The organism is Pseudomonas sp. PDM09 (genome assembly GCF_014852305.1).
Taxonomy (GTDB): Bacteria; Pseudomonadota; Gammaproteobacteria; order Pseudomonadales; family Pseudomonadaceae; genus Aquipseudomonas.
This window is the reverse complement of sequence record NZ_JACVBI010000002.1, coordinates 251,808-264,893: the sequence shown is the minus strand read 5'-3', so window position 1 is coordinate 264,893 and position 13,086 is coordinate 251,808. Positions and strand designations below refer to the sequence as shown.

The following is a 13,086-nucleotide window of genomic DNA, read 5'->3' as shown; positions in this document are numbered from 1 at the left end:
GGCTTGATGGGATTGGGCGCGAGGGATGACGAAATTGGCACAGGGGCACCGCGTCTTTCACCCCAATTCACTTTGCCGGATCAGCTTCTTATCAATCTTCCCGACACTGGTTTTAGGAATCTCGGCGACGAACTTGAACTGCTTGGGGATCGCCCATTTGTTGATGCGCCCACGCTCGACAAACCCTTGCAGATGCACCTCCAGGATCTTGCGGTCGAGATATTGCCCTGGCTCGCACACCACCAGCGCCATCGGCCGTTCGCCCCATTGCTCATCGGCAATGCCCACGACCGCGACCGACATCACCGCCGCGTGTTCGCTGATCAGGCTTTCCAGTTCCAGGGAGCTGATCCACTCCCCGCCCGTCTTGATGACATCCTTGATTCGATCTTTGATTTCCACCCCTCCCAAGGCGTCGATGGAGGCCAGATCGCCGGTGTGCATCCAGCCGTTGTGCCACAGCTCGGCGCCCTTTTCGGGCTCCTTCAAATAGCCTTGGGTCAGCCAGGGGGCGCGCACCACGATCTCGCCCAGAGACTCGCCGTCATGGGCAACGTCATTGCCATTGGCATCGATGATTTTCAGGTCGACCATCGGCACCGGCGTGCCAGTCTTGATGCGGGTGGCCAGTTGGGCTTGCGTGGACTGTTCGAGGTCCTTATCACGCAGGTAGGTCAGGCACAGCAATGGGCAGGTTTCCGACATGCCATAACCGCTGTGTACCTGAATACCTTTGGCACTCGCTTCGCTGGCAATTCCCAGCGTCAGTGCGCTGCCACCCAGAAGCATTTTCCAGCCATCGAAACGGGTCTGGTCTGCTTCTTCACAGCTCAGGATCATTTGCAGAATGGTCGGCACGCAGTGGGAAAAAGTGACCTTCTCCTCACGATACAGCCTGACCAGGCTGTTGGGTTCGTAGCGGCCGGGGTACACCTGCTTGAGCCCCATCAGGGTGGCGACATAAGGCACACCCCAGGCATGCACGTGAAACATCGGGGTAATCGGCATGTACACATCATCGGAACGCAGCAACGGCAGGCCTTGATAGACGCCCAACGTGCCCACGGCATTCAAGGTGTGCAAGACCAATTGGCGGTGGGTGAAATACACGCCTTTAGGGTCGCCAGTGGTGCCCGTGGTGTAGAAAAGGGTCGCCACCGAGTTTTCATCGAAATCGGGAAAGTCGTACTGGTCTGCGGCTCCGGCCAACAGGTTTTCATATTCCCCCAGCACCGGTAGCGACGTGCGAGTGGCTATGTCGTCCGTGAGCTGTAGGTAGCCTTTGACGGTTTCAAGCCGTCCGTGAATCTGTTCAACCAGCGGCAGGAAATCATCATGCACCAGCACCAGGTCGTCCTCGGCATGGTTCATGGTGAAGAGCACCTGATCCGGCGAAAGACGAATGTTCACGGTATGCAGTACCGCACCGATCATCGGTACGGCAAAAAAGCATTCCAGGTAGCGATGGCTGTCCCAGTCGAGCAGGGCCACGGTATCGCCGGCCTTGACGCCGGCAGCGGTCAAGGCATTGGCCAGCCTGCGGATCCGCTGGTTGAGGGTCTGGTAGCTGTAGCGCAGTTTGTCGGCGTAGACGATTTCCCGCCCCGGTTCGTAGCGCACGCCGGACAGCAACAATTGCTTGATCAGCAAGGGATAGGCATAGGCGCCATCGGCGGGCGGAATTATTTTTGTCGCCATCATGGTTGGGGTTCCCGGTCCTTTTTACGTGGGCTCAGAACTGCTCTGCATCCAATTGATAGAGGCATTCGCTGCCAGCCTTGGCCGACGCGCTCAACGAGTGGATGCGTGGCAGCAGACGGGCGAAGTAGAAGCGCGCGGTGGCCAGTTTGCTGGCGTAGAAATCGTCTTTGGAATGCGTGCTCATGGCAGCCTTGGCCATTCGCGTCCACATGTAGGCGTACGCGGTGTAGCCGAACACGTGCAGGTACTCAACCGACGCCGCGCCGATTTCATTCGGGTTGCTCTGGGCTCGGTCCAGCAGCCATGCGGTCAGTTCGTCAAGGGTGTCGACGGCGGCGTTCAACGGTTTGGTGAACTCACCGAGGTCAGCGCAGGCTTTGGCGGTAAAGTTGCGGATTTCCGAAGCGAACAGCCGGTACAGCGCCCCGCCGCTTCCGACTATTTTGCGCCCGGCCAAATCCAGTGACTGGATGCCGTTGGTGCCTTCGTAGATCTGCGTGATGCGCACATCGCGAACCAGTTGCTCCTGGCCCCACTCGCGAATGTAGCCGTGGCCGCCGAAGATCTGCTGGCCATGCACGGTGGTTTCCAGGCCCATGTCGGTGAGGAACGCCTTGGCCACCGGGGTCAGCAGCGACACCAGTTCCTGGGCGCGGGTGCGGGTTGCCGCGTCATCGCTGTACTTGGCGGTATCCAGTTGCAGGGCCACGTAGCTGGAGAACGCGCGCCCGCCTTCGTTCAAGGCTTTCATGGTCAACAGCATGCGTCGTACATCCGGGTGCACGATGATCGGGTCGGCGGCCTTGTCCTTGTTCTGCGCGCCTGTCGGCGAACGGCTTTGCAGGCGGTCACGGGCGTATTCGACGGCGTTCTGGTACGAACGCTCACCCAACGCCAGACCCTGGATCCCCACGCCCAAACGTTCGTAGTTCATCATGGTGAACATGGCCGCCAGGCCCTTGTTTGGCGCATCGACGATCCAGCCGGTCGCCCCGTCAAAGTTCATCACGCACGTGGCGGAGGCCTTGATGCCCATCTTGTGTTCGATGGAACCGCAGGACAGCGAGTTGCGTTCACCCAGCGAGCCATCGTCATTGACCAGCATCTTGGGCACCAGAAACAGCGAAATCCCCTTGGGACCGGCCGGTGCATCCGGCAACCGCGCCAGCACCAGATGAATGATGTTTTCGGTCAGGTCGTGCTCGCCGCCGGTGATGAAAATCTTGCTGCCGCTGATCTTGAAACTGCCGTCGGCCTGAGGTTCGGCGCGGGTGCGAATCAGGCCCAGGTCCGTGCCGGCATGCGCCTCGGTCAGGCACATGGAACCGGTCCAGGTGCCGGCGTACATGTTCGGCAGATAGCGTTCCTTGAGTTCCTGACTGGCGTGGGCATTGATCGACAGGCACGCACCGGCGGTCAGCATCGGGTACAGGCCGAACGACAGACTCGCCGAGTTGACCATCTCCTCGACCTGAGCCGAAATCGCCTTGGGCATGCCCATGCCACCGAACTGTGGATCGCCACCAACACCCACCCAACCGCCTTCGGCGAATGCCTGGTAGGCCGCGACAAAACCGTCCGGCGCCTGGACCGCGCCGTTGCTCCAGGTACAGCCCTGCTCGTCGCTGCTGCGGTTCAACGGCGCGATAACTTCGCCATTGATTTTGCCGGCCTCTTCAAGGATCGCAGCGGCTGTTTCTTCATCGATCACCTCGGCCAGGCCAGGCAACTGGGCCCATAGCCGGGACACCTGGAAGACTTCGTTGAGTACGAAGCGCATATCGCGCAAAGGAGCTTTGTAATCAGACATGGTTGGCTTACTCGGAAGTGGTCAGGGCATGGGGCATACCCTGGCGTTGAGAGGTGTCGGTTTCAGTGGCTTGCGCCACTTGGGCTTGCGGAACGGGGTGACGCAACAGGAAGTACGACAGGGCTGGAATCAGGATCAGCGCGCCGAGCATGTTCCACAGGAACATGAAGGTCAGCAGGATGCCCATGTCGGCCTGGAACTTGATCGGCGACCAGACCCAGCACACCACGCCGGCCGCCAGAGTGATGCCCACCAGGCCCACCACCCGACCGGTAAACGACACGGCATTGCGGTAAGCCTGACTCAGCGGCAGGCCCTGGCGCTGGTAATGCAACTGCACGCTGAGCAGGTACAACGCGTAGTCCACGCCGATGCCAACGCCCAATGCGATCACCGGCAGGGTCGCGACTTTCACGCCAATGCCCATGGCCACCATCAACGCCTCGCAAAGGATCGAGGTCAGGACCAGTGGCAACAGGGCGACCAGGGTCGCGCGCCAGCTGCGGAAGGTGATCAGGCAGAACAGCGTGACCGCCGCATAGACGTAAAGCAGCATGGTGCGATTGGCCTCGCGCACCACAATGTTGGTCGCCGCTTCAATCCCGGCCGACCCGGCCGCCAACAGGAACTGGCGATCTGCGCTGTTGTTCTCCCGGGCGAACTTTTCGGCGATGCCCACCACGGCATCCAGGGTCTCGGCTTTGTGGTCCTTGAGGAAAGTGATCACCGGCATCAGCGAACAGTCGGTGTTGAACAACTCCGGGGAGTTGACCGAGGCTTGCTGCGCGGCGTAGTTCAGCACGTCCTGATTGCGCTGGATGCTGTTGAGCTTGGGGTTGCCTTCATAAGTACCGGCGGTGATTTGGCGCACCGCGTTGACCAATGACGCCGTGGCCTGTACGCCCGCAGACTGCTGCAGCTCCCAGGCCAGACGGTCGGCGAGGACCAGCGTCTTGTAGTTCAAGCAGCCTTCCGGCGCGGTCTTGATCATCACCGCGAACAGGTCGCTGGACAGCGCGTAATGGCTGGTGATGTAGGCGTTGTCACGGTTGTAGCGAGAGTCGGCACGCAACTCCGGTGCGCCACTTTCCAGGTCGCCGATCTTCAACTGCAAGCTGACCATGAAGCCGCCGATGCCCATCAGCACCGCGACCAATACCGCACCCGTGGCCCACTTACGCGTGGTGAAACGGTCGAGCAAGTCCCACAGTTTGCCGAAGCCTTTGTGCCCGTCTGCACGGGTGTCGATTTTCAGCGCACGCTCGGCCGCCTTGGTGCCAACGCCGACATAAGACAGCGCCACCGGCATCAGCAACAGCGAGGTGAAAATCAGCACCGCCACACCGATGCTGGCGGTGATCGCCAGGTCCCGGATCACCGGAATATCGATCAGCATCAGCACCGCGAACCCGACAGCATCGGCCAGCAACGCGGTGACGCCGGCAATGAACAAACGGCGGAAGGTGTAGCGTGCGGCGATGAGTCTGTGGGTGCCACGGGCGATGTCTTGCATGATGCCGTTCATTTTCTGCGCCGCGTGAGACACACCAATGGCGAAGATCAGGAACGGCACGAGCACCGAGTAGGGGTCGATGGCATAGCCCAGCCAGGCGACGATGCCCAGTTGCCAGACCACCGCGATCAGCGAGCAGCCGACCACCAGCAAGGTGCTGCGCACGCATCGGGTGTAGGCGTAAATGATGATCAGCGAAGTGACGACGGCCAGGCCGAAGAACATCATCACCTGGATCAGGCCATCGATCAGGTCGCCCATCAGTTTGGCGAAACCGATCACCCGGACTTTATACTGGCCCTTGCCCTCCTCCCCGGCCTTGCGCGCAGCGCTGTCACCGGCGAATTCGATCTTGTCGCGCAACTGCTCTTCAAGCATCTGCGAAAAGGCGTGATAGTCGATGCGCTGACCGCTGGCCGTGGCCTTGTCCAGCAGCGGCACGATGAGCATGCTCGATTTGTAGTCGCTGGCCACCAGACTGCCGACGATACCGGCGCGGGAAATGTTCTGGCGCAGCTGTTCTATTTCTTCCGGCTTGCCCTGGTAGGTATCGGGCATCACCGGGCCACCCTGGAAACCTTCCTCGGTGACTTCGGTCCAGCGCACCGCCGGGCTCCACAACGACTTCATCCAGGCACGGTCGACGCCTTCGGTAACGAACAACTGATCGTTGACCTGTTTGAGCACGTCAAGATAAGCGGGATCGAAAATATCGCCCTGGGTGTTCTCCACCACCACCCGTACCGAGTTGCCCAGACCGCGCAGCGACTGGCGGTTTTCCAGGAAATTCTGAATGTATGGCTGGCTCTGCGGAATCATCTTTTCGAAGCTGGGGCGCAGCTCCAGGCGCGTTGCGGCCATGTAGCCCAACACCACGGTGGCCAGCGCCATCAGCAGCATGAACAACGGACGGTAGTTGAACACCAACCGCTCCAGCAGGTTGCCGGAATGGCGGTCGAAATCCCGCAGATCGCGGATCACCGGCATGGTTTCTTGTTTGATATTGCCCATGTCTGGGTTCTCGCTCTAAGGGTTCGAGGGCTTATCAACGGACAGCGTCCGTGCACCACGGCTGCCAACCACCACCAGCGCACCGTCGGCGGACTGAGTGGCGCCGGTCACCGGTGTCGGTGCCTGTTGCAGAACCAGATGCAATTGCGCGCCTGTGCCCTGGCTGACCAGCATCTGCCCGCCCTGGGTGAACAAGCGGTAGTTGCCACGGCCATCGACCAGGCCGGCGGTAATGCTGACGCGCAGGCCAGTGTCCAGCGGAGTCCAGCTGAGACCGCCATCGGTGCTGCGCAGCACATTGCCGCGCAAGCCATAGACGAGCACTTCCCCGGGCTTGCCGAGCACACCGAAAAAACTGCCTTGATAGGGTGTCTGCACGGCGGCGAAGCGCTGTTGGGTGTCATCCCACTTGAGCAGCAGCCCCTGCTCTCCAGCGATGTACAGCGCATCGCCAGTGGAGGCGATGGCGTTGAGGTGAAAGCCCTGCGGGTTGTCGGTGCGGTCCTGCAACGGTGTCCAGCTCTGGCCGCCGTCTTCGGTGCGCAAGATCAGGTTGAACACCCCGACCACATAACCGAGGCGCTCGTTGGCGAACCAGACATCGAGCAACGGTTTGTCGGCGCCCTGCGCCATCAGGCGCTCACCTTCAGCGACCAGCAGTGGCCATTGTTCGTTGCCCGGTTCTGCACTGGCCAACGCGCCGTAATGCTTGACCAGCAAGGCCCCGATCTCGCGGCCGTCCAGTTGCTTGCGCCAGGTCGCACCGGCGTCGTTGCTGTGCAACACCACGCCGTCACCGCCCACCGCCCAGCCTTGGGTGGCGGAAGGAAAGCTCACGGCATTGAGGTCGGCACTGACCGGCACCGCCGCCTGCTGCCAGTGTTTACCGGCATCATTGGAATACAGAATGTGGCCACGCTGCCCGACGGCAACCAGACGCTCGCCAGCGCGGGCCATGCCCGATAATGGGCTGTTGACGGCCAAGGCGCTGACCCTGGCCGGCAGATCCAGCACGTCGACATAAGCGGACGCCTGGCTCAGGCCCTGCAACGTTGCAAGCAAGGCGCCGAGCGCCAACTGCAGATAATTTTTGTACGAACACATACCGCGTCCTCTTCGGAAAACCGCGTCGGGACACACGTCCGTGTGCCTGACGTTCCAACCTGGCGCCCGAAACGATCGGCATGCGCCGACCGTCGTGCGGCCCCCTGCCTGGCAGGCAGTGGACCGCACGGACGCTTTGTCACGGTTTGCTTAGCGAATCCCGTTACCGGCCAGGGACTCAGGCGACCACTGCGCCTTGGAGAGCGGATCGATGTACTTGATGCCGCCGTAAGGGCCGACCACACCGTTGATGTTGTAGGAACCACCCACCAGGTCATAAATCATGAAAGGCGTGGAGTCCGGGATCTGCTTGTCGTAGCTCTGGCTGAGGAATGCGAAGGAGCCACGGTACAGCTGACCACGGGCGTCATATTGGTCAGAGGCCAGAGCGGTCCAGCTGTCTTCATCGAGGTAGAAGCGACGCTTCTGATAGATGTGCCGGGCGCCAGACTTGAGGTTGCCCTCCACCACCCAGACCCGGTGTTTTTCCCAACGCACGTAATCCGGTGCCAGGTGATTGGCGGTGGTCAGCGATTTGGGATCCTGGGCATAGGTCAGCTTGTAGGTGTTGTAGGGCACGATCATTTCCTGCTTGCCCACCAGCTTCCATTCGTAGCGGTCCAGTGCACCGTTGAACACGAAAACATCGTCGTAGGTGCCGGCACCGGCGGTGCCAGGGTTAGGCGTGTCGTAAGCCAGGTTCGGTGCCAGCTTGACCCGACGCTGGCCCGGCAAGTATTGCCAGGCGCGGCGCGGTTGCTGCAGCGGGTTGGCGGCGTCCTTGAGCATCACCGCTTCACCGGCCCGGCGCGCAGGGCCGGTGTAAGACAGCTTCATCTGGTAGTACACGTCGGCGCTGCTGATCGGCTGCGCGAGGTTTTCGTAGATCGGATAGGAAATGAACGCCAGTCCGGTGGTCGCCAGGCTCGGCACGCCAGCGGAGTCGACGTTCCAGGAGTCGTACTTGGAGTTGATGTTGACGCCCTGGTAACGCAACAGGAAGTTCCACATCGCCTCGTTGCCCGACTGCGGAATCGGGAACGGCACGCCCGGCAGCACGTTATCGATGGCCAGACCGCCTTCGAGGGACTTGGCGCCGCTGGCATTCTTCACGCCGTTATCGAGGATGGCTTTTGGCAGCGAAACGGTGCGGTGGGTCGGGTAGACATTGACGTGGAAGCTTGGGAAACGCTTGGCCAATTCCACCGTGGTTGCACTGAGCAAGCCCTTGTACTGATCGACGTTCTTGCCGTCGATTACCAGCAACGGTTTTTCGTTGACGAAGGGATCCGGACGCATGCTGTCACCGGATTTGAAACTGGCCGGCGGCGTGGTCAAGCCACCGTCATAGGCGGGAATGGAGCCATCAGCGTTCCCGGCCTTTTCGGCCCCGACCAGGGTCAGGCTGCTGCCCAACCTGGCAGCGTCCTGAGTGGAAACAGCGGCCTGTGCCTGGGCGGCAAGGACCATGGCCAGCGAAGCGGCCAACACGGTTTTTGCGAATTTCATCTTGTTATTCTCCTGCTTGCATTGAGCAAATCAGTGGTGCATCAAAAAGTGGTTTTCATAGTCAGGTAAACGGCGCCACGGTCCTCAGTCGTGGCCCCACCACCGGAGAAGGCCGAGTAGCCGCCGCCATAACACGCGTAGTTTTCATTGCCGCTGAAGGCATTGGGGGTGGAGCCGTCGCCGCTGCCGGCATTGGCCGAGCCGGTGCTCAGACCGCTGGCGTCGCACTTGTCGGTCTTGCCGAAGGAGTCCACGTACTTCAGGTCGATGAAGTATTTGTTGTACACAACAGCACCCACGCCCACGGCATAGTTGCCGGTGTCTTTGGCACCGCCACCGGACACCGGTGACACGCCGTCAAGGCCGACGTTGATGGACATCGGTGCGTTGAGGTCGACACCGGGAAGCACCTGATACCAGGTCGGTGTGAAGTTGACCGCGATGCCCCAGTTGTCCCGGGTCGGCTGGTCGATGCCGCGGTAGGTGTCCTTGCCCTTGTAGAGCGCTTCGTTCTTGCTATCGAGCTTGAGCAAGTTGCTGTAGTACAACTCGGCGAGCAGGCTGGCCGAATCGAACACCGGGGTTTTCGGGAAGGTCATCAGGCCGTTGAGCGTCCAGTGCAAGGTGTCACCGGTGGCGGCCATGCTGTCGCCCTTCTGCGGGGTGTCATAAACCACACCGGTGGCAGCCGTACGCGCCGGCAACAGGCCAAGACCCGCGCCCAGACCGAGTGGGCTGTTAGTGCTGACAACCGCCGGAATACTGGCCAACGGCATGTTGTGACGAATGTTCAGGTCCGAACCGACGCTCACCCCGCCAACGTCCTTGGACAGGCTCAGGCCAACGATCTTGATGTTGTCGGCATAGGCCATTTGATAGGTGGCGGTGCTCAGCGAGTTGAGCGTGTTGATCACCGCAGGCACTTGCCCTGCCGGCCGGGTGCCGTTGGGGTTGGCCGAACTCAGGCCTCTGGCATCCAGCCAGGCTTGCGGCAGGATTTCCGAGGTTTCGCGGTAGTAAACACCGAGGGTGCCATCCAGCCAGGCCGGCGACCACTTGGCCATCACGCCCCAGTCTCCGCGCTTGTCCGGCGTCAGATCGTGACCGCGACGCACATTGGTCAGCCCATTGCAGGGCGCCAGACCACAACCCAGCGGACTGCCCGGCACCACGCCATTGGTGTTGCCCAGCAGGAAAGATTGCGCACCGAAACCGACCAGATCGGAACCGCCGTAATAAGTGCCTGCTTCAGGCAGGCGCGCAGCATCCCAATCGAGGAAATACTGGGCACCCACGGTCAACTCGGGATTGACGGTGAACGACATCGACAACTGGTTACGCGGAACGAACAGTTCCTTGGCTTCGGTACCCGGCGAGGCGGCCAGTTTGGCCAGGTCCAGGCCCGATTGGCCGTAACTGTTCGAGTGCACCGGGTTGAGAATGGTCTCGCCCCAGAACACGTTGTGCTGACCGGCCTTGACGCTCAACAGCGACTCCTCGCCCACTTCGGTGCTGTAGAACACGAAGGCATCAAGGATTTCGCCGGAAGGACCGGTGTAGTAACGCTGGGCGTAGTTGCTCAGGTGCGGGCTGCCATTGCCGACATTGTCGCCGGTGACCCCGGCCAGGCGCGGATCGTTGGCAACCAGACCCGACCGTGCGTCATTGCCGTTGACGAACGGGTTGGAATTGGAACCGGTGTTCTCGTAGGCCTTGTCGTACCAACTGGCGGCGCTGACGCGAAAGCCCATGTGGTTCTGGTAGACCACATCCATTTCGGTCAACAGGTCAACACGGTTGGTGATGTTGGTCCCGGCCTTGCGGAAGTTGTAGTCGCCATCGTTGTTGTTCGGTGTCGCCAACATGCGCTTGTCGGCGCTTTCGGTGCGTACGCCGTAGTTGTACTTCACGGTGTTATCAACACGCACGGTCCAGTCCGGGTTACCTGTGTCGAGTTCGACCGCCTGCGCGACCGGCACGGCGGCGGCCAGAATGGCCGAGGCCAACAAGGTGTAACGCGAGGGTGCGAACCCGTGACTCTTATTGTTGTGCATTGCGTTGTCTCTCCGCCTTTTTGTATTTGTTTTAAGCGCAGCCGCCCTCGCGCACCCTTGTTTCAGGGGTTTGCGTTTTTCAGGAGTGAGGGCAAATACCGGATGGCTGGAACCAACCGGCGCCTGAACTAGCGATCCAGCTCCAGGATGAGTGCTTCGGCTTGCGGCCAGTGGCCAAACCCTGCTGCCGGATTGAGATGACCCACCTCGCCCAGGTTGAGCAGTTCACTGCCCCAGCCTTCTGCCAGGCGAGTGGCGGCATCCAGGCTGGCGAGGTGGTCGTTGGTACTGACGGCCACCAGACTGCGGAACGGCAGTGGCTTTTTGGGTAGAGGATTCCAACCCTGGGTACGCAGGGTTTCGGCAGATGGGTAGCCTTGTGGCCAATGAGCATCGAGATCCGGAGGCGTGGCCAGCAGCGCGCCCTTGATCGGCCGACTGTGCTGCGCAGCCCAGTGCGCGACCATCAGCACACCGGCGCTGTGAGCAACCAGAATCACCGGCCCGCCGATCTGCTCCAGCTCGCGCTGAATCGCTTCGACCCGCTTGGCGCAATCGAGCTTGTCGGTTTCCAGCGGCGGCACACTGCGCACTTTGCAGAGCCTTGCCTCAAGCAACGTTTGCCAATGCTCGGCAACGTGCTCACGCAGACCCGGTACGATCAGAACGGTGGCGGCAGTTTGCAGTTTGTCCACTTCAACACCTTCGCTTTCTCGATGACTCGACTGGCTCTATACGCCAGGGGCTTTTTGTAGGACTGACATTAAAGAGCCCCCACCCGAGGTGCTTTTCATTGGACGTCAGGCACTTTTCTTTTCATGACAGATTTGCAGATGCTGGTGTGCCCCGACCATTGGTCGAAAAACCCCGCAGCTTCTCTGCGGGTCACTGTAATCAATGGGTGAGCGTCGATTGCTCGACAACAACGCAGGGGCTTCTGGACAGAATCGGGCGAGCGCCCCCGACAACGTCACAACTGTTCAATTGCTGATGTGCTGGATATAGTCGCCACGCTCATCCGAATCGCAACTGGCCCAGGAAAGACCTTCGCATGCCCAAGCTTGTTCGCGCCGCTGTCTTGACCAACTACCTGGAGGTCACCCAATACCTGGGGTTCAACCCACGTGATGTGCTGGCCGGCGTCGGCCTGAGCAAAGCGCTGCTGCAAGCGCCCGAACACCGCATCCCCATTGATGCCGCCGTACGCCTGCTGGAAGATTCGGCCGCCGCCAGTGGCTGCCAGAGCTTCGGCCTGAGCATGGCCGAGTCGCGTCAGCTTTCGGACTTCGGTGTGGTCAGCCTGCTGCTCAGCCACCAGCGAACGCTGCGAGATGCCTTGCAGGTCGTGGTGCATTACCGTCATCTGATGAACGATTCATTGGCCATTTTCATTGAAGAGGCCGGCAAGATGGTGATCATTCGCGAAGAGGTGGTCACCGAATCGCCGATGCCCAGCCGGCAAGCCACCGAACTGGCCATCGGCGTGATGTTCCGCCTGTGCGCCGCGCTGCTCGGCACCCACTGGCACCCTTACAGCGTCAACTTCACGCACCAGCCTCCCGACAACCTGCAACTGCATCGGCGCCTGTTCGGTTGCAAGCTGGAGTTCGGCAGCGAGTTCAACGGCATCGTCTGCTCCGACGCCAGCCTCGACGTGACCAACCCCAATGCCGACCCGGCCATGGCACGCTACGCCCAGAGCTACCTCGACTCGCTGCTCAGCCATGAAGGCCCATCAATGCTGTTCGAGGTGCGCAAAGCCATCTACCTGCTGCTGCCGATGGGACGCGCCACCATCGAGCAGATCGCCCAGACCCAGGGCATGAACGTACGCACCCTGCAACGTCGCCTGAAAGACGACGGCTGCGCCTTCAACGACCTGATCAATGACGTGCGCCGCGATCTGGTGTTGCGCTACCTGGAAAACCCGAATTATTCGCTAGGACGCATTGCCGACATGCTCGGCTATTCGATGGCGAGTTCCTTCACACGCTGGTTCATCACCCAGTTCGGCATGCCGCCCGCCGCATGGCGCAGCGCGCAAAAGCACCCCGTCAAAGCACCGTCGGACCTGAGTACCCTGCCCGGCTCCAGCGAACCCTGAACCGGACGCAACGGAGGCAGGGCATGCAAAAAAAAACGGCGACTGCTGGCACAGTCGCCGCAAAAGAACCGGTGTTATGACACACCGGCCGAGGAGTCCCACTGCAATGTGGAGCGAGGTCCGGCCCTGTAGGAGCTGCCTGCGAGGCTGCGATCGCCCGTAGCAGCTGTCGAGCTCCAGCGAGGCTGCGTTCGGCTGCGAAGCAGTCGTGAATCCGGCTGATGCGGTCTGCCTGATGTACCGCAATCTCTGATTTTACGACTGCTTCGCAGCCGAACGC

The 13,086-nt window shown here is 60.9% G+C and carries 8 protein-coding genes; 1 reads left to right on the top strand and 7 read right to left on the bottom strand.

Going from position 1 to position 13,086, the window contains the following annotated elements:
- Positions 1-57: 57 nt before the first annotated feature.
- From IB250_RS05880 to IB250_RS05850, 7 genes are all read right to left on the bottom strand, one after another.
- Positions 58-1,701, bottom strand: a complete 1,644-nt coding sequence (locus IB250_RS05880) for a fatty acid--CoA ligase (RefSeq protein WP_192343363.1) — start codon at positions 1,699-1,701, stop codon at positions 58-60.
- Positions 1,702-1,732: 31 nt separating this feature from the next.
- Positions 1,733-3,511, bottom strand: a complete 1,779-nt coding sequence (locus IB250_RS05875) for an acyl-CoA dehydrogenase C-terminal domain-containing protein (RefSeq protein ID WP_192343362.1) — start codon at positions 3,509-3,511, stop codon at positions 1,733-1,735.
- Positions 3,512-3,518: 7 nt separating this feature from the next.
- Positions 3,519-6,035: an efflux RND transporter permease subunit gene (locus IB250_RS05870; RefSeq protein WP_192343361.1), complete on the bottom strand. Its 2,517-nt coding sequence runs from the start codon at positions 6,033-6,035 to the stop codon at positions 3,519-3,521.
- Between the two features lie 15 nt (positions 6,036-6,050).
- The gene (locus IB250_RS05865; RefSeq protein WP_192343360.1) at positions 6,051-7,139 is read right to left on the bottom strand and encodes a WD40/YVTN/BNR-like repeat-containing protein; all 1,089 of its coding nucleotides are present in this window, start codon (positions 7,137-7,139) and stop codon (positions 6,051-6,053) included.
- Positions 7,140-7,289: 150 nt separating this feature from the next.
- Entirely contained in the window at positions 7,290-8,648 is a 1,359-nt protein-coding gene (locus tag IB250_RS05860) for a DUF1329 domain-containing protein (protein WP_192343359.1), read from the bottom strand.
- A 41-nt stretch (positions 8,649-8,689) separates the two neighbouring features.
- Positions 8,690-10,702 (bottom strand): DUF1302 domain-containing protein, encoded by a 2,013-nt coding sequence (locus IB250_RS05855; protein ID WP_192343358.1) that lies wholly within the window; start codon positions 10,700-10,702, stop codon positions 8,690-8,692.
- A 128-nt stretch (positions 10,703-10,830) separates the two neighbouring features.
- Positions 10,831-11,397, bottom strand: a complete 567-nt coding sequence (locus tag IB250_RS05850) for an RBBP9/YdeN family alpha/beta hydrolase (protein ID WP_192343357.1) — start codon at positions 11,395-11,397, stop codon at positions 10,831-10,833.
- Between the two features lie 356 nt (positions 11,398-11,753).
- On the opposite strand from IB250_RS05850, the gene IB250_RS05845 reads away from it, so the two are divergent.
- On the top strand, positions 11,754-12,806 hold the full coding sequence (locus IB250_RS05845; RefSeq protein ID WP_123497773.1) for an AraC family transcriptional regulator: 1,053 nt from the start codon (positions 11,754-11,756) through the stop codon (positions 12,804-12,806).
- Positions 12,807-13,086 lie beyond the last annotated feature (280 nt).

What these genes read in the sequence shown, in the direction of transcription:
- IB250_RS05865 (WP_192343360.1), bottom strand. Translation starts at nt 7,139, where the DNA reads ATGTGTTCGTACAAAAATTATCTGCAGTTGGCGCTCGGCGCCTTGCTT.
- IB250_RS05870 (WP_192343361.1), bottom strand. Translation starts at nt 6,035, where the DNA reads ATGGGCAATATCAAACAAGAAACCATGCCGGTGATCCGCGATCTGCGG.
- IB250_RS05880 (WP_192343363.1), bottom strand. Translation starts at nt 1,701, where the DNA reads ATGATGGCGACAAAAATAATTCCGCCCGCCGATGGCGCCTATGCCTAT.
- IB250_RS05860 (WP_192343359.1), bottom strand. Translation starts at nt 8,648, where the DNA reads ATGAAATTCGCAAAAACCGTGTTGGCCGCTTCGCTGGCCATGGTCCTT.
- IB250_RS05855 (WP_192343358.1), bottom strand. Translation starts at nt 10,702, where the DNA reads ATGCACAACAATAAGAGTCACGGGTTCGCACCCTCGCGTTACACCTTG.
- IB250_RS05845 (WP_123497773.1), top strand. Translation starts at nt 11,754, where the DNA reads ATGCCCAAGCTTGTTCGCGCCGCTGTCTTGACCAACTACCTGGAGGTC.
- IB250_RS05875 (WP_192343362.1), bottom strand. Translation starts at nt 3,511, where the DNA reads ATGTCTGATTACAAAGCTCCTTTGCGCGATATGCGCTTCGTACTCAAC.